Raw genomic sequence first — 22,322 nt, forward strand, 5'->3', positions numbered from 1 at the left:
GGAGCGATGTGAGTCGCGACCGTGAAATATCGACCTGCGGAAAGTTCACAGATGCCCGCGGGGCTGCGGTCGCGACTTACATCGCTCCCACAAGGAAGATTCCATGAGGCCCGCGCCGCTGCTGATCGCACTGTTGATCCTGTGGGGTCTGTCCGGCTTGGCGGTGCTGTTCTTCGGCGTGCCCGCAGTGGCATGGCAAATCACCGGCGCGGTATTGCTGCTTCTCTGTGCGGCCGATGCAATGCTGCTGCGGCGCCGCGCCACGCCGCAGGTGTTCCGGGAAATTCCGGAAGCACTGCCGCTGGGCATTGAGCGCGACGTGGTCCTGCGGGTGGAATCTCTGAGGCGGCAACGCGTCGATCTGTTCGATCTTCATCCCGGCGCCTGGCCGTCGCAAGGCCTGCCGCAGCGGTTGAAGCTGGCGCCCGCCACCGCAACGAGCTTCAGTTACCGCCTGCGTCCCAATATGCGTGGCGACGCGTGGTTCCAAGGCATACAGTTGCGCCTGCACTCGCCACTGCGCTTGTGGCGGCAATCGCGCGTGGCCGGCGCGCCGCAGCGCGTGCGCGTGTATCCCAATTTCGCACCGCTGACGAAATTCGCGCTGTTCAGTGCGGAGCAGGCGTCGCGTTTGGTCGGTGCCCACCTCAAGCGCCGGCGCGGCGAAGGCACCGACTTTCATCAGATGCGCGAATACCGTGTCGGCGACAGCATGCGTCAGATCGACTGGAAAGCCACGGCGCGTTCGCGCAAATTGATCTCACGCGAGTATCAGGACGAGAAGAACCAACAACTGGTCATGATGATCGACACCGGCCGCCGCATGCTGGCACGCGAAGACGAGCTGGGGCATTTCGACCATGTACTCAATGCGTCGCTGGTGGTCTCTTATCTGGCGCTCCGTCAGGGCGATGCCGTCGGGTTGCTCGCCAGCGGCGGCGATCGTCGCTGGGTAGCGCCGCAACGTGGCATGGCCGCCATCGACACCCTGTTGCGCGCCAGCTACGACCTGCAGCCGCAGGCGGTGGCGACCGACTATCTCGCCGCCGCCACCGAGCTGTCGTTGCGCCAGCGTCGGCGTTCGCTGGTGATGCTGGTGACCAACGTACGCGATGAAGATATCGAAGACCTGCTGGCCGCAGTGCGGCTGTTGCAGAAGCGTCACCTGGTTTGTGTCGCCAGCCTGCGCGAGCGCTCGCTGGACGAGGCGCTGGACCGGGACGTCAACGACTTGCACGGCGCCATCCATGCCGGCGCGGCGGCGCGCTATCTGGAGCAGCGTGCCGCCGCGCACGACGCATTGCGTAGCCACCGGGTAATGGTGCTGGACGTCTCCAGTGAAGAGCTGCCGGCTGCGTTGGTGGAGCGGTATCTGGCCGCGAAGCGGGCGGGGTTGTTGTAGAGCGGAGCTTGCTCCGCTGCTCTATGGCTTTACGCACGCGGGCGGGAGAGCAGCGGAGCAAGCTCCGCTCTACGAGAAGCGCGATACCGGTTATTCGCTATCACTCGCCGTTGCGACGGCCTGATTGATACTGACTCGGGGCTATCGTGGGGCGCAGCTCCGCTCTACATGATCCCGCGCTCTCGTAAGGCTGACCTTGCTAAAGTGAGCCCGGGCACCTGTGTGGAGAATTCTTGATGCGTTGGCTGGCAGGCGTTCTGATGTGGTTGCCACTGGCGGCATCCGCGGTGGAAACCGTGCGGCTGGACAACGGGATCGTAGTCCTGGAGGTCACCCCGCAACTGGGCGGCCGGGGACTGGGGTTCTCGCTGCAAGGCCGCAGCAATCTGCTCAAGGTGGGCGAAGCTCTCACCGCACAGCCCAATCCCGAGGTTTCCGCAACGGCCGGCGATATCGGTTATCTCGGCCACGATGTATGGCTGGGGCCGCAAAGCCAATGGTGGACACGGCAGCACGTCAACCCGGTGCGCCGCGACGCCAAAGCGAATTGGCCGCCGGATCCGTACCTGGCGTTCGCCAACACCCGCACTGTCGAGCGCACCAGCAAGCGTCTGGTGCTGGAAGGCGTACCCAGCCCGGTCTCGGGTGTGCAACTTCGCAAGACGTTCGCTTTGAGTCCGGATCGATCGGATACCGCGGTGTTGCACGTGCAGGCCCGCAATATCCGCGACACGCCGGTAGCGTGGGACCTGTGGTTCAACACGCGAGTATCGCCCACCACCCGGGTTTACGTACCGGTCGCCAGCAAGCAGGACGTGCGCGTGGAATCATCCGCCGGCGCGACAATCGGCGAGTTGCTGCCGCGCATCCAGGATGGCTTGTTCTCGTTCGAACGCCGGCCATTGCCGGACGGCATGAGTGGGCGCCGCGGCAAGGTATTCCTGCAACCGTCCGAGGGATGGATGGCGGGGTTTGCCGGCGATCAACTCTTCATTATCCGTTTCCCGCATCGTGCGCGCTCGTTGATTCATCCGGAGCAAGGACAAGTGGAGCTTTATCTCGACGAGACCTTGGATGCCAGCAAGGGACTATTGGAGATGGAAGTGCACGCGCCCTACCGCACGCTGCAGCCGGAGGAGACGATGGAAGCGGAAGAGTCGTGGACGGTACTGGCTTATGGCGGTGCGGATACTTACGAAGCGCAGGTCGCGTTCCTGTGCGGGGAGGCGGCCAAGCGGCTGGAGATGCCTGAGCTTTGTCGCGCGGATAAGCACGCGCAATGACGGGCTTTTTCGTAGAGCGGAGCTTGCTCCGCTGCTAGTGGAGCACCGGTCTCGGAGACTCCGAGAAGCGGTTTCTCAACGGCTATTCGCTATCGCCTGCCGTTGCGACGGCTCACTACCGCTGACTCGGCACCGTCGCGGGGCGCAGCTCGGCTCTACGAGAAGTGTGCATCGGATTGTAGAGCCGAGCTTGCTCGGCTGCTCTTCGACCTTCATGCCTAAAGCCCAAGAGCAGCGGAGCAAGCTCCGCTCTACGGAAAACAGCACCAGAGTTCGAGTCAATTCGGCTGGACACCACGCCCAGTGGCGACCCAATAGATACCGCCGTAGAGATGCGCCAAATACACCGAGTCGCCATACAGCTCTGGCGTATGCCCCAAAGCCGTAACGAAAACGCGCCCGCCACTGAAGTGGTGATACCACGCGACCGGATGCTGTTTGCCCATGCCTTCGGCTTTTTGCCCGGGCCAGATCAGCGTGGGGTCGTAGGTGGACTCGTCCACGGTCAGCACGACCTTCAGATCGGGCGAAGACGGTTCGCCGTATTCGTACCATTCGTCGGTCCACAGCCAGCGTTCCGGCAGCGAGAGGGTGGCGGGGAAATTGCGATCCACCACATCGATCGCGGCGGTCTGGATGTACGGATGCGTGCGGAAAGGGCGGCCGATCAGCCGCTCGAACCAGGGCCACTGGCCAGGCGTTGCGATCAAAGCGCGGTGCACCGCCATCACACCGCCGCCCCCACGCATATAGTTCTCCAGTCGCTGCCGTTGCTCGCCCTTCAATTCCTCGCCTGGCGTGTTGAGAAAGACAATGGCGGCATACGGCGACAAATCACCGTCGAAGGGTCGTGCATCCCAAGCCCAGACCAGTTCGAAATTATGCTGGCGCGCCATCTGCTCGAACGATGGCTTCGCCACCACGGCGTAATCGTGGTGGTACTTGTTGGGAATGGCCGCGACCAGCACTTTGAATTGCGGTTGCGCGCGGATTGGACCCGCCATCAGCGCGCATGCGAGCGCAAGCAGTAAGACGATCTTGTTCATGGGTCGATCGTAGCGTAACCACCACGCAAAGCCGTGCCGATTCCTATTCCAGATAACGCCGCCGCTATGTGGTTTTGTTCTACGTGCGCGACAGGAGGCGTCGCGCCAGGCTCAATGCGGGGCTTGCGGACCCGAACGCGTGGCTTGGCACAAACCCCATGCGGTCAGCACCAAGCCCGCGGCGAGCAGAAGGTTCAGCAGAATGCCGACCGCTCCCATGACGGCGAAGAACTGTTGCAGTTCCGTCGCAGTGTCTTTGCCGGAAAACATCCAAGCCTGAAGCACGCTCATCCCAAGACCGCAGATTGCAGCAAACAATGTCAAACCAACACCGATCAGTCCTTTGGTGCGGGCGGGGCCCGAACGTGCCGATGTCCACAGCATGGCCAGCGCCACCACGGCGGCGATCAGCCCCGGAAGCTGGTATCCCACCAGCGTCAGCACCTGCATCCCCATCCCATCCATGCTCGAATCCCCGTTAGTCTGCCGTCACTAGTACTGCATTTTGTTCGCGCAGGCTGGCATATACCGCGTCGGTATCAGGACGCACGTGGTGCCAGACTTCGAAGCTCTCGGCAGCTTGTTCAACCAGCATGCCCAGGCCGTCCACCACGGAGCGACAACCCGCCGCTCTGGCCCAGGACAGGAACGGGATGGCGGCTTCGCCATAGCTCAGGTCCACCGCGAGCGTGCGACTGTTGGTCAGCGTGAAAGACAGGTGCAGATCGTCTCCGCCAACTCTGCCGGCGGCGGTGGCGTTGATGATCAGTTCGAAATCGCCTTCGTCGCGCAGGCTTTCCCAATAGCGGGAATGCGCGCGTTCCGGCTCGCCCAGCGCATCGGCCAGCGCATCGGCGCGCTCCGGCGTACGGTTGACGATGATCAGTTCTTCCACGCCGGCATCCAGCAATGCGGTTGCCACGCCGCGGGCCGCGCCGCCGGCGCCCAGCAACAGCGTGCGCCGCGCGCGCAAATCCACGCCTTGGCGGCCTGTCAGGTCACGGACCAAGCCAACGCCGTCGGTGTTGTCGCCATGCCATTGTCCCTCTCGGCGCGTCAGCGTATTGGCAGCGCCCGCTCGCTTGGCACGCTCGGTGGTTCGCTGACACAGCGCAAACGCGGACTCCTTCAATGGCAGCGTGACGTTGGCGCCGGCGCCGCCTTGGGTCGCGAACGACTCAAGCGCCGTCGCGAAAGCTTCCGGCGCCGCATCGATGGCTACATAGGAAAGATCGATGCCGGCTTGCCGCGCGAACGCCGCATGGATGCGCGGCGACAACGAGTGCGCGACCGGATGACCAAAAACAGCATATCGGCGAGTAGTCATAGATTGGTATAAACGGGATTGGGAAAAGGTAACAGGCGCGGGAAACGATGAACGTGAAACGTAGGTTCATGGCAGCCGCAATCGCGGTCAGTCTACTCTGCGGCCCCGCAGCGGCGCAGCTGGCCGAAGCGCGTCTGGCTGAGTTTGGCATTGAAGGCATGGGTGTGGTGTCCACGCGTGGCAACGAAGTCCGCGCCAGCGTGAGCCCCGACGGCCAGCGCATCGTCTGGGGCAGCACCGACCGCGACGGCGGCCCCGGCGATTGGAATTTGTGGCAGGCGTGGCTGCGCGACAAACGCTGGACCGATCCGCAGCCGTTGCCGATCAACTCCTCCGCCAACGATTTCGACCCGGCATTCAGCGCCGATGGACGCTGGCTCTACTTCTTTTCCAATCGTGCCGGCGGCCGCGGCGGCGATGATCTGTACCGGGCCGCAGTGCACAGCGATGGCAGCTTCGGTACGCCTGAAAACCTTGGCAGCGGCGTCAACAGCGCCGGCAACGAATGGGCGCCGCTGTCCAGCGTGGATGGCCGTTGGCTAATGTTCGCCAGTGACGGCTTCGGCGGCGCCGGCCGGCACGATCTATTCGTCGCGCGCTGGGACGGCAAGGCGTTCGTCGATCCGCGACCAGTACCGGGCGTCAATACCGCGGCGGATGAATTCGACGCAGCCTGGTTGGATGGTGGCAATGCGCTGGTGTTTGCGCGCTCGCAGAATGTCGAAACACAACCGATCCGTCTGTTTGTGGCGGAGTGCGATGGCAAGGCTTACTCGAACATCGCGCCGTGGACGCTGTCGTTCAACACCGCCGAAGGTGCGACGCTCGGGCCAGTCGTCGATGTTTCCAAGCCCAGCGAGATCCTGGTCACCGGTTCCGCACGTTCACCGAAGGCGGGCAAGCTGGATATCTACCGCGCGTTGGCGCCTGCCAGTCGCGGCAAGGCAGGTTGTTTGCCGTGATCTACACCACCTGATGTAGGAGCGGCGTCCCGCCGCGAGCTCTTCGGTTGGATTGCCATGAAATCCGGTAAGAGCTCGCGGCGGGACGCCGCTCCTACAGATGCCGTGCCTGCAAAAGGGAAGTCTAGGGCATGTCGGGCGCGCACCGACTTGACAGCTTGCATGCCGCACTCCAATGTTTCCGCCGCCCAGGGGAGTGGGTGTTCCGTCGCATGAAGCTGGCGGCTTTGCGTTCTGACCTGCCTTTCATCGATTTCGTCGAAAGCACCTTCCATCGTTGGCGGTGCGGGCGGCGTGTGCACATTCCGGTTCGGCCACCCGGCACCTGCCTGGTATGGCCGTTCGATCACGCATGGACCTGGGAAACATTCCATATCGCCAAGGAGAGGATCATCCATGAAACACCCCGTTCGTTACCTACCGCTCGTGTTGGCTGCCTTCGCCCTGCACGCGAACGCACAGTCGTTCTCGCCCGCATGGGACGAGTATCGGAATAAAGAAAAGGCCACCGAGGCAGCGGCACAGGGCGATCAGCCTGCGCAGCCCCCGTCACCCGCTGCGCCTCAGGCCATTGCGGCGCCCCAGCCCCAGTCCTACGCTGCCCCTCCGGCATCCCGTGCTCCTGCCCGTGATGACCAGGGTGGCTTCTTCGTAGGTGTGCAGGGCGGGCGCGGCTGGATCTACGATGACATCGAGCAGCGCGCGACGGCCGTGAGCGCCGGCTACCGCTGGCAGACTGGCCCCTGGGCGCAGGTGGGCGTGGAGATCTCGGGCGGCCGGCTCGACGAAACCCGCGAAGACGGCTTTCTGATCCCGGAGGCCACTTTTGGCGCGATCGGCGCCAACGCTCGCTTCAACTTCGGCGGCAGCCGCTGGTTCGCCGTTGCGCGTGGCGGCTACTTCAGCGCCGATCAGGACACTTCCTACGGCGATTTCTCCACCGACGGCGGGTACGCCGGACTGGGCATCGGCGTGGACATCAACCGTCACCTCAACGTCACCCTGGTCTACACCGCCTACGTCTACGCCGACGAATACAACTACGACGACTGCGTCGATTACGATGATTGCGAGTTCAACCGTGCCGACACGGTGATGCTGGGCGTCGAAGCCCGCTTCTGAAAATCTGTTCTGAGCTGCAACGACAACGGGAGCCGAAGGGCTCCCGTTTTTTTTTGATCGCGACCAGAGTTCCAGCCTACAAAAGGTCGTCGTGAAGCGAAGTGAGATTTCAGCCTTCACGCAGCCAGCGCGCCGCATCCAGGGCGAAGTACGTGAGCACGCCGTCGGCACCCGCGCGTTTGAACGCGGTCAGTGCCTCCAGGGTGCAGGCTTTCTCGTCCAACCAGCCGTTGGCGTAGGCGGCCTTGAGCATCGCGTACTCGCCACTGACCTGATAGGCGAAAGTCGGTACGCCGAATTCGTCCTTCACCCGCCGCACCACGTCCAGATAGGGCATGCCCGGTTTCACCATCACCATGTCGGCGCCTTCGTCCAGATCCAGTGCCACTTCGTGCAGCGCTTCGTCGGTGTTGGCCGGATCCATCTGGTAGTTGTATTTGTTGCTCTTGCCCAGGTTGCCTGCGCTGCCCACCGCATCGCGGAACGGGCCATAGAACGCCGAGGCGTACTTGGCCGAGTACGCCATGATGCGGGTGTGGACGAAGCCTTCTTCTTCCAGCGCGGTGCGGATGGCGCCAATGCGGCCGTCCATCATGTCGCTCGGTGCGACGACATCGGCACCGGCACGCGCATGCGATAGCGCCTGTTTGACCAGCGCTTCCACGGTGATGTCGTTCATCACGTAGCCGCTGTCGTCGATGATGCCGTCTTGCCCGTGCGTGGTGAACGGATCCAACGCCACATCGGTGATCACGCCCAGCTCGGGGAAGCGCTGCTTCAGCGCGCGCACCGCGCGCTGCGCCAGACCTTCGTCGTCCCAAGCGGCTTCGGCTTGCAGCGATTTGGCTGCTGGCGCGGTGACCGGAAACAGGGCCAGCGCAGGTACGCGCAGCTCGACGGCCTGTTCGGCGACTTTCAGCAGTTCGTCGATCGACACGCGGTCCACGCCAGGCATCGAAGGCACGGCTTGGCGGCCCTCCAACTCGTGCACGAAAACCGGATAAATCAGGTCATTGGCCGTCAGCACGTGCTCGCGCATCAACCGGCGTGAGAATTCGTCGCGGCGCATGCGGCGCGGGCGGGTATAGGGGAAGGCCATTCGCAGCTCCTGGAAGGGTTGCATCCTTGGGGTTTGCGAATAATACGCCTGTGCCCGTGGCGCTTGAGTTGCGAGCACGCGCATGCAGCAACCGGCGCATAAAAAAGCCGGCGTCTCGCGACGCCGGCCAGATCGAACCTTGATGCTTATTTGGGTATCTTCGCGGCGCAGGACATCACCTTGCCGCCCTGATTGCCCGAGAGTATCCCCACGCTCAGCGCGTGCGTCTTGTAGCGGTCCATGCAGCTCTGATAAGCGCCCTTGCTGCTGTTGGTGCGCAGGCAGAGATTGCTCCAGGCCTGCACATTCGCGCCAGGAATCAGTCCGCCATCGCCCACCACGTCCACATTGGTGGTGCAATTGCCAATGCGCGCATTGCCCGGATTGACCTGCCAGCCGAGGTCCTGGAACAGTGCTGGCGTCAGATCGATGTTGTAGTTACCGCGCAGACTGGCGGTGATGGCGGGTTCCATCAGCGCATTGGGCACCAGTGCCGTGTCGTAGTGCGAGAACGACGAACCACCTTCATACGGATTGGGCGCGTACAGACGCACCCGGCCCTGATCGTCCGCGCCCTGCAGCAACGTGGGATCGATCATGAAGCTGGCTTGCGCCGGCAGGTTGTTCCGGATCAGTGCGCCATCCGCCTGCGACACGCTTACGCTGGGAATGGTGATGCTCGGATCCGAGCCACCCAGTGCCGGCGCACCCGTCGCATTGTTGGCCACCAACATGCCGGCGGCACCGGCGTTCTGCACGTTGGCGGCTTTGATCACGAAGGCACAACTGCCGCGATCGACCAAGGCGATATTGCCGGCAATGGCCGCCGCGTTGGCGATCGGTTCGCATGCATCCAACGTGCTGGTGCCGCCATCAAGCGCAGCCACGATCGTGCCGGCGAAATTGGCGCTAGTGGGCGCCGGCCCGAACCCGGCAAAGCCGATCTCGTAGCTGCCGGCGATGGCTCCCGGCGAACTGATGCTCAGCACGCTGCGGTTGTCCAGCACCAACGCGGCTTGCTCATTGACGGTTTCGCCCGACCAGACCAGGTGCCCGGTGTTGCGCAGCGCGGCACTTCGTTCGGCAACGCTCATCTCCGGGAAGTGCTTGGCCAGCACGTTGTCGTAGGCGTACGTCGAGTAGATGTCCTGGCGACCATTGAAGAACCCGCCGGCCGAATTGGTGAAGCCCTGGAAGCCCAGGCCGTGGCCGATTTCGTGCATCACCACATTGAGGAAGTTGATCTTTCCGGCGGGCGTATTGCCGTCCAGTCCGTAGTACCAGTCCGATCCGGTAAGACAATTGGGATTGACGCCGATATCGCCATTGAAGCGCGAGTTGATGTCGATAAAACCCGGATTCAGATCGCTACCGGCCAGGGAGTCCGCAAGCGCCGACGAATACCATGTGTCAGGCACAACGCCTGGTGCGAAGTCCGTGAAAACGAAAGTGGTGCCGGCCGAACCCAGAGTGCCGCTGGTAGGCGTACAGGCGAGGGGTTGGAAGCTGGCGCCGACGTAGACGGTAGCGTCGCTTTCCAGCACCGCGCCCCATAAGTCGGTGGCGAACAGATAAGCCAGGGTGCGTTGCTCGCCCAGCGTCGTGCCGGGATTGAGCCCTTCGGGAGCTTTTGGCGTGGGATCTTCCAAGCCCAAGCCGGTGCCAACGTCGCCACTGACCAGCACCAACTGGGCAGCCGATGCCGAAGAGGCTGCCGCCAGTGCGAGGCAAAGAGCGGATGCAAGCGAAGAAAGCTTATTCATGGGCGGCGCCCTCCCGTTTTTCCGCATGGGTGTCACCTGGGGTGCCATCGTCGCCTTCGCCTGCGTGCTGAATGCGCAGCTGCCCATCGGCGTCACGCGTGACCATCAACTGGGTCATCATGCTTTCGGGCACCTGTTGCGCCAGGCCTCCGTTGGGCAGACGACGTTGTGCGGCCTGCGCTTCGGCTTCGGTCGCTGGCGCAATAAAGCCCTTCCTCGCCGCGCCTAACGGTTCGCTGCGGCGCGCCTTCCTGGCGTCTTGTGCGCTGAGTTGCTGCCGTTCTTGCGCGGTCAGTGGCCGCAATTTGCCTGTAACGGGGTCTATAGCGACCCGGCTGTCGGCGGACGTCTCTTGTACGGCTTGCAAAGGCTTTTGGGGATCGGCGGTTTGCGCCGTGGCGTGCGTGGCCATGCCGACGGCGATAGCCGCCAGCAGCCATCGGGAACGATGGTTTCGATTCATTGCACTCTCCATAGCATGCGACAGGGAATGCCTGCGCCTGCCCGTGTTGAGCAACCGGGCGAACGCGCAGGAGTGACTGCGGCCAGACGTGAAGCCCCTGGGGAACTGGCCGGTATCGCAGTCTGCTCCTACCGCTGCTGCAAGTTCAATCCCGCATTGCAGCGAGAGATGGCACGCCCTAGATGATGCCGCCGCCCAGCACCAGGCGGCCGATGCCGACCACGATGACGATGCCGTTGAGGACCAGGCCGGCCTTGGCGCGGCCGCGCCGCTCGGGGGAGGTGAAAAGGATGCCGACCGCGGCGATGATGGCGCCCACCGCGGCGAATGGGATCAGGAACCAATTGCCCCAACCCAATAGGGGAATCAGCGCCAGTACCATCCAGATCATGGCTACGATGCCCCACAACAGACTGATCAGTCCCATTCGCTTCCATCCCATTGTTGGCACGCCAGTGCGTGCGCCTGGCAGCAATATAGACGCGTCGGCGGCAAGATCAAGCCGATACGCCGTGCATGCCTTCGATTTCCACCAGTAGTTCCCGCCGGCAGACATCGGCTTGCAGCATCAGATAAGGCACGCCGCTGCCCAGCCGCGCACTGAGCTGCGCGGCGACCGCCGCGGCATCTTCCTCGTCGCGCACGTAGACCTTCAGGCGTGAAGTCCCATCGAAGTGCGGTGGCAGCGCGGGTGCGCGTCCGCGGGCGATGGCCAACAGGCTGTCCAGGTTGGCAAGGGTTTCGTCCAGCTGCGCCCGCAGCGAGTCGGCGTGCTGCGAAGCGTGGCCGACGATACTGGCGGTGCCGGACAGGAACAGCGGTACCTGCGCGGCGGCCGGCGGCAGCAGTGCGCGGGCGAAGCTCGGCGACTGCGGGCCGTACTCGCGCGGATACCGGTAGGCGCTGGTTTGGCGTGGGTTCTCCAGTGACGTGCCGGGTAAGCGCGATGCCAGCCAGTACACCTGCAGCACGCGCCGGCCGTCCCGGCAACCGATGGCCGTCGCCGCGGGCAGGCGGGAAGTATCGATGCCTCCCAGGCCGCGCACGCGGCCGACGCAGAACTGCCGATAGCGTTCCCCATCGCCTTCGCCGTCGGTAATGGCGTCCAGATAGTTCCAGATGCGCAGCACATGCGGATAACCGCTGCTGCGCCAGAAAGCGCTGAGCTGTGCGTAAGCGAGCTCGCTGGCGTACAGGATGTTGCCTTCGATCTCCTGTACTTCCAGCGCACCGAACTGCAGTTCGCCATCGCTGCTATGCGCGATGGGACCGTCCATGCCTTGGGTCACCGGACCGGAGGCGCGCCAGACCTCGAACGGCGCCACGCCCTGCAAGGCAGGCAGGGGAACCCGCAAATAGCGCGCATCGCCGACCGTCGTGGGCGCCGGCGCCAGCTCGCCGAACCCGAATACCGCCAGGGTTTCGGGCAGGCCCAGCAACGGCCCCGGGGTGGCGGCATGGACATAGTCGACCGCCAGCCGCGACGGCGCGCGCTGCAAGTCGGGAAGAACGCTCATCGTGCGGAATGCGGACCCATGGAAGACCGTAAATGATAACTCGCCGGGGTTCCTCCGCCCTCGGAGCTGCCAGCCCACTCTCAGGCCGGCCGCCGCGGTCAGCACGGTTTGGGTCCGGGGGCGGCGCCCGTCCTTCATCCTGAGGGGAGAAGGAAAAGCTTCGCGTGATGCGATCTTCAATCCAGATAGGCCATTATTCAGCCGAATCGGCGGATCATCCGGTCGAATCCATTGGGAGAATCGCCATGTCGTTCCGACTCGCTCCTCTACTGGCGCTGTCCCTGCTGCTGGGTGGCTGCGCCAATACATCCAAGGTCATGCTGGGCCAGGCGCGTCCACCGGTCGACCCGAGCCAGGTCCAGGTGTATCGCACGCCGCCGGTTGGATCGGTCGAAATCGCGCAGTTGGAATCGACCAGCGCAGTCGGTTTCGGCACGCAAGGACAAACCGATGCCGCGATCGCCCGTTTGAAACGCGAAGCCGCCGCACTGGGCGCCAATGGCGTCGTGTTGATGGGCGTGGGTTCCAGCGGTTCACCGGTGGGCATGTCGGTCGGGGCCGGCAGTTATGGTCGCCACAGCGCCGGCGGCGTCGGCATCGGCATTCCCACCACCCAGCGCAGCGCGGCCGGCGTAGCGATCTATGTTCCGCCAGGTGCGGCGGTCGATCCGGCCTCGGTGGTGGAGCCGAATCCGACGCCGGTCAAGCCGGAATAAACATGTTGCAGACGCCGATTGGTCTCCCTCGTGACCGACGACAAGAGCGTTGGACACGGATCGACGCGGATGAAGGCGGATAAAGCGATGAAGACGGATGAAGCAATGAACGCTTTTCATCCGTGCCCATCCGTGCCCATCCGCGTTAATCCGTGTCTAAAAGCTTTCGCTTTGCGCGCGATGTGCCCGGACTCGCGACCGGAGACAAACGTGTTGGACGGGAATGAACTGTTCCTTCACCGCTTTAGCCAACTGATCCGGCGGCAGCAGGCCCTGATCCAGCAGGAAGTTGTTGAACGCCAGCCGGTCGAACTTGTCGCCCAATGCCAGCTCCGTCTGCACGCGGAGCTCCATGATGCGGCTGTAGCCGTAGAAATAGCTGCCGGCCTGGCCCGGCGCATTGAACGTGTAGCGGTCCAGTTCCTGCCGTGCCATCGGCTTGGACAGCACGACTTCGTTCTCCAGCACCTGTCCGGCGCGCGCTCGGTCAATCAGGCCCAGGTTGAGCATCGGATCCAGCATGGCGCGCGCCGCGCGCATCAGCCGGAACTGCAACGCGATCAGCTGACCTTCCAGTGGCTCGTACGGCACCATTTCGGCTTCCGCGTACAACGCCCAGCCTTCCACGTTGACCGAGTTGAAAGCGAACATGGTGCGCGCCAGCGATATCCCGCGCTCCACCATCGCGGTGAACTGCAGCTCGTGGCCGGGGCGGCCTTCGTGCGCGGTCAGCGTCCAGGTCACCGCGTCGAAGTTGAAGTCGTCGTACTGTTCGCTCTTGTCGCCTTTGCCCGGATTGCCCAGCGGCAACACGAAGGTGCCTTGCTGGCCGGTATTGCCGATAAGCGGCGCAGGCAGGAAATGCGGTGCGGGTTGCGCGGCGCTTTCGGCTTCCGAGCCCAGCCGCATCTGCATCGGGCGCTGGGGCACGTCGACGATCCGGTTCTTCTCGATGATCGGGTCAATGGCGTCGATCACGCCGCGGTAGTGCGGTTCCAGCTGTTCGTTGGGAATCCGGCTCTTCTTCAAGCCACGAATCACGTCGCGATAATCGGTGGCATCGATGCCCTTGGCTTTGGCCACCAGTGGTGCGATCTGCTGCATCATCGCGCGGGTTTCGATGAACTCCAGCTGCGCGCGTTGCATCAACACGGCCGGATCGATATCGATGCCGTATTGCTTCAGTTGATAGGCATACAGTTCCGGCGGTAGGCGAGTATCGGTGCGTGCTTTCGGCAGCACGGTGCTGCGTGCCCACGCGGCGTATTCCTTGAACTGGCGATCCATGGCCGCAAGCGCTTCCTCGCCGCCCGCGACTTTGTACTCGGCGAATAGCTTGCGTATGCCGGCCGCGTACGTCTCTATGTTGTCCAGAGCGCGCTCGACCTCCAGTTTGGTCGGCGGGAGCAGCGCCGCGTTGGACAGTTTTTCTTCGTAGCGTTCGCGCGCGAGTTGAGTGAACGGCGAAGTGCCGGCGGTCAGGCCCACGTAGCGCTGTAGCCGATCCACTGCCTTGGCCTGGCGTTCGGGCGACGTTTGTTTCGACAGCAGCCCATTGATTCCGGTGAACACCTGTCGTGGTGCATCGGTCCACGGCAGCATCAACCGTTCGTTCAACTCGCTGCCTTCGATACTCTCGGCCGCCGCGGCAATCATGATCTCCAGATCCTGGCGGACGTTGGGGTCGCGCTCCGTCGCAAGCCTGGCCTGCAACGTGGCGCTGGCCTTCGCAACGGCGTCGCGATAACGCCGGCTGTTGTCCGGGCCCAGATCGGTTACCTGATCGTCGTAACCGGGAACGCCGAAAAAGCTGAGGGTTTCCGGTTGGAATGGCGCCTGCGCATTCAGCAGGATATGCGCGTACTCGTTGCTCTTGGCGACCCATGCGGGCGCGGGCGCGGGTGTTTGCGCGGCGGGCTTGGACGCGGTCTGCGCCAGGGAAGGAAGTGGCGCGACCAGCGCCAAGGCAATCGCAAGGACGAGTGGTTTCATCAGCATTCTCCAGGGTGAAAGACGGAAGCTACACCGAACAGTGATACCCCGAGCCTGTCTCACGTCATGGAATGGCTGTCCCAAAATTGCGTCTTTCTGTTGCAGGCGGACCGGCAACCGCGTTATTTCAGACTCGACGAAGCCACACCCAGGCTTTCAGAGGCCCTCGCTCTAGGTAGAGCCGAGATCCTATATCGACTGTCTAGCCGCTATGGCGACAGTGTCGACAAGGCATCATTGTGGGAGTCGCACCGGCATGCCGGTGAAGGCATCATTGTGGGAGCGACGTGAGTCGCGACCGGAAACATCAACGTCGCGACTTACCGGTACCGGCATGCCGGTACCACTCCCACAAGGAATTCATCCGTGCTTTTGTAGAGCCGAGCTTGTGCTTGCATCCCCTTGGGGGCTCGGCTGCTCTTCCATCACCATCCGAAAGCAGGCGAACGCGCTCGATGAGAATCGTCTAGAAATCTCTAGAACTCGCTTTGAACTTCCAACTCATCGTTGCCTTCCAGCAAATCGACGCGCTGATGGCTGCCTTCGATCTGGACCACCAACGTTTTGTATTCCCAGCGTCCAGCGGATTGGCTGGCGTCCACGTAGACCTTGGCGCTGCCTTTCGGGCCCTTCAGCGGGATAGCCAGATTGGCTTCGCCGGTGGTCCCCTGTGTGCTGATATTGCCCTGCACGAAGTAACCGGATTCGATCGGTTCGCCCAGGGCCTGGACGATCTGCGGATTCGCCGTGGCGCGCGCCACTGCTTCCCGGTAAGGCTCCGATGATTTCATCATGCCGAAAACGAAAGCGAAGATCGCAGCGAAAAATGCCGCGAACAGCGCCAACATCACCACGGCTAGCACTGGCACGAACCATTTCCAGTTGCGTCCCCACCAGTTTGGTTGCGGTACGTTCGTGGCGTTCATGTGATCTCCGTGGCAGCGCTAGGCGCTTAGCGTTTCAGGCAACGGTTGAAGAAGTCTTCGCTCAATCGGTAGCGGTGCAGCAGATCATTCCCGCGCAGGCCATGCTTGGCTCCGGGATAGGTCATTAGTTCGAACGGTGTGGCGCGCTTCTGAAGTTCGCTCATCAGCTTGGTCGAATTGCTGAACAAGACATTGTCATCGGCCATACCGTGGACCAGCAGCAGTTTGGATGTCAGCCCGCCCAGATGCGTGAAGACGCTGCCTTGCCGGTAGCCGTTCGGATTGACGAGGGGCAGATTCATGTAGCGCTCGGTGTAATGCGTGTCGTACAGCGCCCAGTCGGTCACCGGCGCCCCGGCGATACCGCAAGCGTAAGCCTCACTGTGGTTAGCCAGCATCATCAGTGTCATGTAGCCGCCATTGGACCAACCATAGATCCCGATGCGCTGCGGGTCGACGAATGATTGCGCCTTCAGCCATTCCACACCGCGCAGCTGGTCGGCGACTTCCACCGTGCCCTGTTTTTCATACAGCGCGCCGCCGAACGCCGCGCCCCGGCGCGGTGTGCCGCGGTTGTCCAGCGAGAACACCAGGTAACCCTGCTGCGCCAGGTACTGGTTGAAGAAACCATCGCTGCGGCCCGGCCACGCGCGTGTCACCGTCTGCGCCGCCGGGCCGCCGTAAACGTAGACCACCACGGGATACTTCTTCGCGGGATCGAATCCTGCCGGCTTGATCAGGCTGTAATGAAGCGGCGTCTCGCCGTCGGCCGCCGCCAACGTGCCGAACTCCACCGGTCGCTGCGCGCCGCGATATTGCGCGTAGGGATGCGCCTGGTCCGTCACATCGTTCGTCAGCAGGGTGGCGATCTTGCTGCCGTCGGATTTGAACAGTTCGATCTGCGGCACGGTTTCGTTGTTCGACCAGCTATCGACATAGACGCTACCGTTTCTGGCGAACGCAACGCCGTGCATGCCGGGCGCCGTCGACAACCGGCGAATGTCGCCACCCTGCAACGGGACGGCGTAGAGATGGCTTTCCAGTGCCGAATCACGAGTGCCGCTGAAATAGACCATGCCTTTGGTTTCATCGACCGCCAGCAGTGCATCCACCACCCACTCGCCCTGGGTCAAAGGAGCCAACGATGCGCCATCTTCCGAGGCGAGATAAAGGTGGCCGTAGCCGCTTCGCTCGGAACCCCAGATGAAGCGGCCGTCCTTCAGGAAGCGCAGGTTGTTGTGCAGCGGTACCCAGGTTTTGGCAGTTTCAGTGACGAGCGTGCGCTGCTTGCCGGTCGCCAACACCGTTTCGATCAGATCCAGTGTTTTTTGATGGCGCGACTGACGCTGGAACGTCAACCGTTGCGGGTCGCGCCAATCCACGCGGGCCAGGTAGATGTCCGGGTTCTTGCCAAGATCGATCCAGCGCGGTTCCGCTTTCGCTGTTGGTGCGATGACACCCAGGCGGATGCCGACGTTGCGGTCGCCGGCAGCCGGATAGCGCTGCTCGATGACGTCGGTGCGATCCGGGTAGACCTCGTAGCGCTTCTGTACCGGTACCGGCGATTCGTCGATGCGGGCAAACGCGATTGCCGAATCGTCCGGCGCCCACCAGTAGCCGGTGTGGCGGTCCATTTCCTCGTCGGCGACGAACTCGGCAACACCATTGCCGATGGTGTCCGATCCGTCGAACGTCAGTTGCAGCTCCCGGCCATTCGCCAGCTCGATCACCCATAGGTTGCGGTCACGGACAAAACTGACGTAGCCGCCTTTGGGAGAGATCTTCGGATCCGTGGCGAAACCGCCACCGGCGGTGAGCTTGCGCACGACGGATTTATCGCTGTTCGCCAGATCGTACAGATACAACTCGCCACCCAACGGGAACAGCAGCGCCTTGCCATCCGGCGACCATTGGTAATCGACGATGCCCGACAACGCCGCAATGCGCTGGCGTTCGCGGCGCGCCTTTTCCTCATCGCTCAAGGTTTCCTCACCCGGCAACACCACCGTCGAATCGACCAGCAAGCGCGTCTGCCCACTCGCCACGTCGTATTCCCACAGATCCAGCTGGTTGCGGTTGCTTTCCTTGCCGCGCAGGAACGTCACGCGCGATCCATCCGGCGCAATCTGCGGTTTGGTCAACGTAGGACCGGACAGTGGCGCATTGCCGGTGATCGCCTCAAGAGTGAGTCCGCTCTGGCCGGGCGGGGCGGCGGTGGCGACAGCGGAGGAAGTCAGCATCATCAGGGCGAGCAACGCAGGGCGCATGGAGAATCTCGGTTCGGCATCACAGCGTCATAGTCTGTCACGTGCGGCGAGGGCTTACTTAGGCGTCTGGCCATGGCCGAACAGGTGTTTGCGTTCCTCATCGCTCAGCGGTTTGCCTGCTTCCGGATTTACTTGTGTCTTCAGCGCGTAGGCGCGCTGGGTGGCGGAACGCACCGCGATGGTCGCATGCCAGTGGGCCAGGTGCGGAAACGCATCGAAATCCGGCGGCAGCTTGTCGTAGGCCGCGACCCATGGATAGATGGCCATGTCGGCGATGCTGTAATCGTCGCCGGCCACGAAAGCATGTTCGGCCAGTCGCTTGTCCAGCACACCGTGCAGGCGGGTCACCTCACGTCCATACCGATCGATGGCGTAAGGAATGGGTTCGGGCGCATATACGTTGAAGTGCCCCGCCTGTCCTGTCATCGGGCCCTGTCCTCCCACCTGCCAGAACAGCCATTCCATGGTGGCCACGCGGCTGCGCAGGTCCGCGGGAAGGAACTGTCCCGTTTTTTCCGCCAGATACATCAGGATGGCGCCGGATTCGAACACGCTGATGGGCGCGCCGCCATCGGTGGGGGCATGATCGACAATGGCCGGCATCTTGTTGTTGGGCGAAATGGCCAGGTATTCCGGCTTGAATTGATCGCCCGCGCCGATATTGACGGGTTTTATGTTGTAGGGAAGGCCGGCTTCCTCTAAAAACAGGCTGATCTTGTGGCCGTTGGGTGTCGGCCAGTAGTAAAAGTCGATCACGGCAGTTCGCCTTCGCTATGGGGGAGAGCGAGTTTAGCGCCGGCGGTCGGGTTGGCAGCGTCACAGACTGCCGGTAACCTGCCGCATCCCCGCAACGCAGCATCCCGCACATGTCCCAGCCTTCCGCAGCACGTCTTGGCAGTTTGCCGAATCTGATTTTCGCTTCCCGCTGGTTGCAGCTGCCGCTCTATCTGGGACTGATCGTCGCCCAGGGCGTGTATGTCTGGCAGTTCGGCGTGGAGTTGGTGCATCTGGTCAGCGAGGTGTTCCTGCACAGCGGTGAGGCGGAGCAAGCCGCCAAGCTGGCCGATGGGGGCCCGAGCGCCGAAGTGGCGATCATGCTGATCGTGCTGGGCCTGATCGACGTGGTGATGATCTCCAATCTGCTGATGATGGTGATCGTGGGCGGCTACGAAACCTTCGTGTCGCGCCTGCGCCTGCAAGGCCACCCCGACCAGCCGGAATGGTTGAGCCACGTCAACGCCAGCATGCTGAAGGTGAAGCTGGCCATGGCGATCATCGGCATCTCCTCCATCCACCTGCTGAAGACCTTCATCGAAGTCGGTGACCTGGGGATGCCGGGCAGCAAGTTCACCGAAGCGGGCGTGATGTGGCAGACCATCATCCACTGCGTCTTCATCCTGTCGGCGGTCGGCATCGCCTACACCGACCGTTTGATGTTGCATGTCACGGCGAAGCCCAAGGGCGAGCACGCGGCGCATTGATTCCAGGGTGCTTTGCTTCTCTCGTAGAGCGGAGCAAGCTCCGTGATGGTGCCGGGTTAATGGCAATGAGGCCGTCGCAACGGCAGGCGTAGGAAATAGCCGCTTCGCTTCTCGTAGAGCGGAGCTTGCTCCGCTGCTTTTGACCGCAACGTGCCGGTAATTGGGGCTGTCACGAAAAGCAGCGGAGCAAGCTCCGCTCTACAAAGAAAAAGACCGGCAGCTTCGCCGCTCCTGTAAAATGCCGCGGTGGATGTCTCTCACTTACTCGATGATCTGAACCCCGCGCAGCGCGAAGCCGTTTCGGCGCCGTCGGGCCACTATCTTGTGTTGGCCGGCGCCGGTTCCGGCAAGACGCGCGTGCTGACGCACCGCATCGCCTGGCTGAATGAGGTGCACCGCGTACCGGCGCACGGCATTCTGGCGGTGACGTTCACCAACAAGGCCGCCGGCGAGATGCGCGCGCGCGCCGACATGCAGCTGCGCAATGGCAGCCGAGGCATGTGGATCGGCACCTTCCATGGTCTGGCTCATCGCCTGTTGCGGTTGCATTGGCAGGAAGCCAAGTTGCCGGAAACCTTCCAAGTGCTGGACAGTGACGATCAGCTTCGCCTGATCAAGCGAGTCGTGCAGCAGATGGAATTGGACGAAGCGCGCTTTCCGCCGCGCCAGATCGGCTGGTGGATCAATGCGCAGAAAGACGAAGGCCGCCGCCCGCAGCACATCCAGCCAGGCGAGGACGTATGGACCGACACGCTGCGCCGTGCCTACGCGCTGTACCAGGAGCGTTGCGACCGTGCGGGGTTGGTCGATTTCGCCGAGCTGTTGCTGCGCGCGCATGAATTGCTGCGCGACAATTCGGCATTGCTGGCGCATTACCGCGCACGTTTCGGCGAACTATTGGTCGACGAATTCCAGGACACCAACGCCATTCAGTACGCCTTCGTGCGTGTGCTGGCGGGCGAAAGCGGCCACGTATTCGTGGTCGGCGACGACGATCAGGCCATCTACGGCTGGCGCGGCGCCAAAGTTGAGAACGTGCAGCGCTTCCTGAGCGACTTCCCCGGTGCGCAGACGATCCGCTTGGAGCAGAACTACCGCTCCAGCGCCAACATCCTCAATGCCGCCAATGGCGTCATCGCGCACAATCCCGGCCGTATCGGAAAGCAGCTGTGGACCGATACGGGCGATGGCGATCCCATCGACCTGTACGCCGCCTACAACGAAATCGACGAAGCGCGCTTCGTGGTCGAACGCATCCGCCAGTGGGTGCGCGATGGCGGCAGCATCAGCGACGCTGCCATTCTTTATCGCAGCAACGCGCAATCACGAGCCTTCGAAGAAGCATTGCTGGCCGAGCAGGTGCCGTACCGCGTCTACGGCGGCATGCGTTTCTTCGAGCGCGCCGAAATCAAGGACACGTTGGCTTATCTGCGCTTGATCGCCAATCGCGATGACGATGCGGCATTCGAACGCGCGGTTAATACGCCGACGCGCGGCATCGGCGACCGCACGATGGACGAAGTGCGCAAATGCGCGCGTGATGGCGCGGTGCCCTTGTGGGAAGGTGCACGCCGGATCGCCACGGGCACGGCGTTGGCGGCGCGGGCACGCAACGCGCTGGCGGCATTCCTCGCACTGATCGATGGCTTGTCCGACGAGACCGGCGAGCTGGAACTGAAAGACAAGATCGATCACGTGCTGATGCGGTCCGGGCTACGTGACCATTACGCCGCTGAAAGTCGCGGCCAGCTCGATTCGCGCACGGACAACCTGGATGAATTGGTTTCGGTCGCCTCGCGCTTCGTGCGCCGAGAAATGGACATCGCCGACGACGAAAGCGACGAAGGCATGACGGAACTCGTGGCGTTCCTGTCCTACGCGGCCCTGGAAGCCGGCGAAGGCCAAGCGCAGGCCGGCGAGGATGGCGTGCAGCTGATGACGCTGCATTCGGCCAAAGGACTGGAGTTTCCGCTGGTGTTCCTGGCGGGGTTGGAAGAAGGCCTGTTTCCCAGCAACAAGTCGCTGGACGAAAGCGGTCGGCTGGAAGAAGAGCGCCGGCTGGCCTACGTGGGCATCACCCGCGCGCGGCAGAAACTAATACTCAGCTACGCCGAGGCGCGGCGCCTGCACGGCCAGGATATGTACGGTATTCCATCGCGCTTCCTGCGAGAGATTCCGGCCAACCTGGTGCATGAGGTTCGTCCGCGGGTACAGGTATCCCGGCCGGTGCCGGGCTATGCGCCGCGGCGGGACTTCGGACATGCCGCTATCGAAACACCCGCGTTGAAATTGGGCCAGAACGTCCAGCACGCGAAGTTCGGGCGTGGTGTCGTCATCGACTACGAAGGCAGCGGCGCGCACGCGCGCGTGCAGGTCAACTTCGACAACGAAGGCAGCAAGTGGCTGGTGCTGGCCTACGCGAACCTGCAGGCGGTATAGCGGATAGCTTGCGGAAGATATGTAGGAACGACGTGAGTCGCAGTCCGAAATCCAAGAGCTTTAGACACGGATTAACGCGGAAAAAGCGGATAAGTCATTCATTGCTTTTCATCCGTGTTTATCTGCGTTGATCCGTGTCTAAGAGCTTTAGATACCGGTGCGACCGACGTCGCTCCTATAAGGCGATGCCGCCCTACCAGCCGTAAAGCTTCCAATACACCGGCGACACCGGGCCTTCGCCCTTGCTGCTGTCCAGGCGGCCATCGCCGTTTTCGTCGATCAGGTAATAGGTAGGCCCGCGTGCGGGAACCACCTTGACCATCTTCAGCGCTCCGCCAACCCGGTATTCCTCGATCACATCACCGTTCTTTTCGGTGCGGACGGCCACCTGGGCGTCGGCGAGATCCACGTTGGGATCGTCTTGAGCACCGCCAAAGGCGGCGCAGCCGGCCAAGGCCAGTGTGCCGGACAACAGCAGCGCGATTTGCAGAGTCGTGCGGGACATACGGGTTCCTCG

20 protein-coding genes are annotated in these 22,322 nt (G+C 62.8%); 7 read left to right on the top strand and 13 right to left on the bottom strand.

All coding sequences use genetic code 11. The features are described 5' to 3' along the window. The first annotated feature begins 103 nt into the window (after positions 1-103). Together AB6O04_RS06855 and AB6O04_RS06860 are read left to right on the top strand one after the other, a co-directional pair. Positions 104-1,402: a DUF58 domain-containing protein gene (locus AB6O04_RS06855; RefSeq protein WP_368563082.1), complete on the top strand. Its 1,299-nt coding sequence runs from the start codon at positions 104-106 to the stop codon at positions 1,400-1,402. A gap of 236 nt (positions 1,403-1,638) precedes the next feature. Then, positions 1,639-2,685 carry a DUF4380 domain-containing protein gene (locus AB6O04_RS06860; RefSeq protein WP_368563083.1) on the top strand — a complete coding sequence of 349 codons (1,047 nt, stop codon included), beginning with the start codon at positions 1,639-1,641 and terminating at the stop codon, positions 2,683-2,685. A gap of 278 nt (positions 2,686-2,963) precedes the next feature. Here AB6O04_RS06860 and AB6O04_RS06865 read toward each other — a convergent pair whose 3' ends face one another. The 3 genes from AB6O04_RS06865 to aroE all read right to left on the bottom strand — a co-directional run bounded on the left by AB6O04_RS06865 (position 2,964) and on the right by aroE (position 5,058). Next, entirely contained in the window at positions 2,964-3,689 is a 726-nt protein-coding gene (locus tag AB6O04_RS06865) for a ThuA domain-containing protein (RefSeq protein WP_368563173.1), read from the bottom strand. A gap of 153 nt (positions 3,690-3,842) precedes the next feature. Then, positions 3,843-4,181 (bottom strand): hypothetical protein, encoded by a 339-nt coding sequence (locus AB6O04_RS06870; protein WP_368563084.1) that lies wholly within the window; start codon positions 4,179-4,181, stop codon positions 3,843-3,845. Positions 4,182-4,209: 28 nt separating this feature from the next. Beyond that, a complete protein-coding gene (aroE, locus tag AB6O04_RS06875; RefSeq protein ID WP_368563085.1) occupies positions 4,210-5,058 on the bottom strand; it encodes a shikimate dehydrogenase in 849 nt (282 codons plus the stop codon). Between the two features lie 68 nt (positions 5,059-5,126). Here aroE and AB6O04_RS06880 point away from each other — a divergent pair, with 68 nt between their 5' ends. Both AB6O04_RS06880 and AB6O04_RS06885 read left to right on the top strand, forming a co-directional pair. After that, positions 5,127-6,020: a TolB family protein gene (locus tag AB6O04_RS06880; RefSeq protein WP_368563086.1), complete on the top strand. Its 894-nt coding sequence runs from the start codon at positions 5,127-5,129 to the stop codon at positions 6,018-6,020. Positions 6,021-6,416: 396 nt separating this feature from the next. Continuing rightward, a complete protein-coding gene (locus tag AB6O04_RS06885; protein ID WP_368563087.1) occupies positions 6,417-7,142 on the top strand; it encodes an outer membrane beta-barrel protein in 726 nt (241 codons plus the stop codon). Positions 7,143-7,251: 109 nt separating this feature from the next. Here the strand turns inward: AB6O04_RS06885 and hemB are convergent, their stop codons facing one another. The 5 genes from hemB to AB6O04_RS06910 form a co-directional block, all read right to left on the bottom strand. Further along, on the bottom strand, positions 7,252-8,241 hold the full coding sequence (gene hemB / locus AB6O04_RS06890) for a porphobilinogen synthase (protein WP_368563088.1): 990 nt from the start codon (positions 8,239-8,241) through the stop codon (positions 7,252-7,254). Positions 8,242-8,387: 146 nt separating this feature from the next. Next, on the bottom strand, positions 8,388-10,004 hold the full coding sequence (locus AB6O04_RS06895; RefSeq protein ID WP_368563089.1) for a PA domain-containing protein: 1,617 nt from the start codon (positions 10,002-10,004) through the stop codon (positions 8,388-8,390). Continuing rightward, complete coding sequence (locus tag AB6O04_RS06900) at positions 9,997-10,467, bottom strand: hypothetical protein (protein ID WP_368563090.1); 471 nt, start codon at positions 10,465-10,467, stop codon at positions 9,997-9,999. Before AB6O04_RS06900 ends, AB6O04_RS06895 begins: the two co-directional genes overlap by 8 nt. A gap of 178 nt (positions 10,468-10,645) precedes the next feature. Further along, complete coding sequence (locus AB6O04_RS06905; RefSeq protein WP_368563091.1) at positions 10,646-10,894, bottom strand: hypothetical protein; 249 nt, start codon at positions 10,892-10,894, stop codon at positions 10,646-10,648. A gap of 70 nt (positions 10,895-10,964) precedes the next feature. Further along, positions 10,965-11,984 carry a pteridine-dependent deoxygenase gene (locus tag AB6O04_RS06910; RefSeq protein WP_368563092.1) on the bottom strand — a complete coding sequence of 340 codons (1,020 nt, stop codon included), beginning with the start codon at positions 11,982-11,984 and terminating at the stop codon, positions 10,965-10,967. A 245-nt stretch (positions 11,985-12,229) separates the two neighbouring features. Between AB6O04_RS06910 and AB6O04_RS06915 the strand changes: the two genes are divergently transcribed. Further along, positions 12,230-12,700 carry a hypothetical protein gene (locus tag AB6O04_RS06915; RefSeq protein WP_368563093.1) on the top strand — a complete coding sequence of 157 codons (471 nt, stop codon included), beginning with the start codon at positions 12,230-12,232 and terminating at the stop codon, positions 12,698-12,700. A gap of 156 nt (positions 12,701-12,856) precedes the next feature. Here the strand turns inward: AB6O04_RS06915 and AB6O04_RS06920 are convergent, their stop codons facing one another. The 4 genes from AB6O04_RS06920 to AB6O04_RS06935 form a co-directional block, all read right to left on the bottom strand. Beyond that, positions 12,857-14,692: a DUF885 domain-containing protein gene (locus AB6O04_RS06920; RefSeq protein WP_368563094.1), complete on the bottom strand. Its 1,836-nt coding sequence runs from the start codon at positions 14,690-14,692 to the stop codon at positions 12,857-12,859. 476 nt (positions 14,693-15,168) lie between these two features. Beyond that, entirely contained in the window at positions 15,169-15,618 is a 450-nt protein-coding gene (locus tag AB6O04_RS06925) for a cytochrome c oxidase assembly factor Coa1 family protein (protein WP_368563095.1), read from the bottom strand. A gap of 26 nt (positions 15,619-15,644) precedes the next feature. Then, positions 15,645-17,885: a DPP IV N-terminal domain-containing protein gene (locus tag AB6O04_RS06930; protein ID WP_368563096.1), complete on the bottom strand. Its 2,241-nt coding sequence runs from the start codon at positions 17,883-17,885 to the stop codon at positions 15,645-15,647. Positions 17,886-17,939: 54 nt separating this feature from the next. After that, positions 17,940-18,641 carry a glutathione binding-like protein gene (locus tag AB6O04_RS06935; RefSeq protein WP_368563097.1) on the bottom strand — a complete coding sequence of 234 codons (702 nt, stop codon included), beginning with the start codon at positions 18,639-18,641 and terminating at the stop codon, positions 17,940-17,942. Between the two features lie 110 nt (positions 18,642-18,751). Here AB6O04_RS06935 and AB6O04_RS06940 point away from each other — a divergent pair, with 110 nt between their 5' ends. After that, the gene (locus tag AB6O04_RS06940; RefSeq protein WP_368563098.1) at positions 18,752-19,366 is read left to right on the top strand and encodes a TIGR00645 family protein; all 615 of its coding nucleotides are present in this window, start codon (positions 18,752-18,754) and stop codon (positions 19,364-19,366) included. A gap of 246 nt (positions 19,367-19,612) precedes the next feature. Beyond that, positions 19,613-21,805 (top strand): DNA helicase II, encoded by a 2,193-nt coding sequence (gene uvrD, locus AB6O04_RS06945; protein WP_368563099.1) that lies wholly within the window; start codon positions 19,613-19,615, stop codon positions 21,803-21,805. Between the two features lie 193 nt (positions 21,806-21,998). Here the strand turns inward: uvrD and AB6O04_RS06950 are convergent, their stop codons facing one another. Continuing rightward, entirely contained in the window at positions 21,999-22,310 is a 312-nt protein-coding gene (locus AB6O04_RS06950; protein WP_368563100.1) for a DUF2782 domain-containing protein, read from the bottom strand. Positions 22,311-22,322 lie beyond the last annotated feature (12 nt).

The organism is Pseudoxanthomonas sp. UTMC 1351, assembly GCF_040948865.1.
GTDB lineage: Bacteria > Pseudomonadota > Gammaproteobacteria > Xanthomonadales > Xanthomonadaceae > Pseudoxanthomonas_A.

Bases quoted from the DNA above. Each gene is read 5' to 3' on its own strand.
- AB6O04_RS06925 (WP_368563095.1), bottom strand. From the start codon at position 15,618: ATGAACGCCACGAACGTACCGCAACCAAACTGGTGGGGACGCAACTGG.
- AB6O04_RS06950 (WP_368563100.1), bottom strand. From the start codon at position 22,310: ATGTCCCGCACGACTCTGCAAATCGCGCTGCTGTTGTCCGGCACACTG.
- AB6O04_RS06895 (WP_368563089.1), bottom strand. From the start codon at position 10,004: ATGAATAAGCTTTCTTCGCTTGCATCCGCTCTTTGCCTCGCACTGGCG.
- AB6O04_RS06880 (WP_368563086.1), top strand. From the start codon at position 5,127: ATGGCAGCCGCAATCGCGGTCAGTCTACTCTGCGGCCCCGCAGCGGCG.
- AB6O04_RS06915 (WP_368563093.1), top strand. From the start codon at position 12,230: ATGTCGTTCCGACTCGCTCCTCTACTGGCGCTGTCCCTGCTGCTGGGT.
- AB6O04_RS06860 (WP_368563083.1), top strand. From the start codon at position 1,639: ATGCGTTGGCTGGCAGGCGTTCTGATGTGGTTGCCACTGGCGGCATCC.
- AB6O04_RS06900 (WP_368563090.1), bottom strand. From the start codon at position 10,467: ATGAATCGAAACCATCGTTCCCGATGGCTGCTGGCGGCTATCGCCGTC.
- AB6O04_RS06885 (WP_368563087.1), top strand. From the start codon at position 6,417: ATGAAACACCCCGTTCGTTACCTACCGCTCGTGTTGGCTGCCTTCGCC.
- AB6O04_RS06865 (WP_368563173.1), bottom strand. From the start codon at position 3,689: ATGGCGGGTCCAATCCGCGCGCAACCGCAATTCAAAGTGCTGGTCGCG.
- AB6O04_RS06905 (WP_368563091.1), bottom strand. From the start codon at position 10,894: ATGGGACTGATCAGTCTGTTGTGGGGCATCGTAGCCATGATCTGGATG.
- AB6O04_RS06940 (WP_368563098.1), top strand. From the start codon at position 18,752: ATGTCCCAGCCTTCCGCAGCACGTCTTGGCAGTTTGCCGAATCTGATT.
- AB6O04_RS06920 (WP_368563094.1), bottom strand. From the start codon at position 14,692: ATGAAACCACTCGTCCTTGCGATTGCCTTGGCGCTGGTCGCGCCACTT.
- hemB (WP_368563088.1), bottom strand. From the start codon at position 8,241: ATGGCCTTCCCCTATACCCGCCCGCGCCGCATGCGCCGCGACGAATTC.
- AB6O04_RS06870 (WP_368563084.1), bottom strand. From the start codon at position 4,181: ATGCAGGTGCTGACGCTGGTGGGATACCAGCTTCCGGGGCTGATCGCC.
- aroE (WP_368563085.1), bottom strand. From the start codon at position 5,058: ATGACTACTCGCCGATATGCTGTTTTTGGTCATCCGGTCGCGCACTCG.
- AB6O04_RS06930 (WP_368563096.1), bottom strand. From the start codon at position 17,885: ATGCGCCCTGCGTTGCTCGCCCTGATGATGCTGACTTCCTCCGCTGTC.
- AB6O04_RS06910 (WP_368563092.1), bottom strand. From the start codon at position 11,984: ATGAGCGTTCTTCCCGACTTGCAGCGCGCGCCGTCGCGGCTGGCGGTC.
- AB6O04_RS06855 (WP_368563082.1), top strand. From the start codon at position 104: ATGAGGCCCGCGCCGCTGCTGATCGCACTGTTGATCCTGTGGGGTCTG.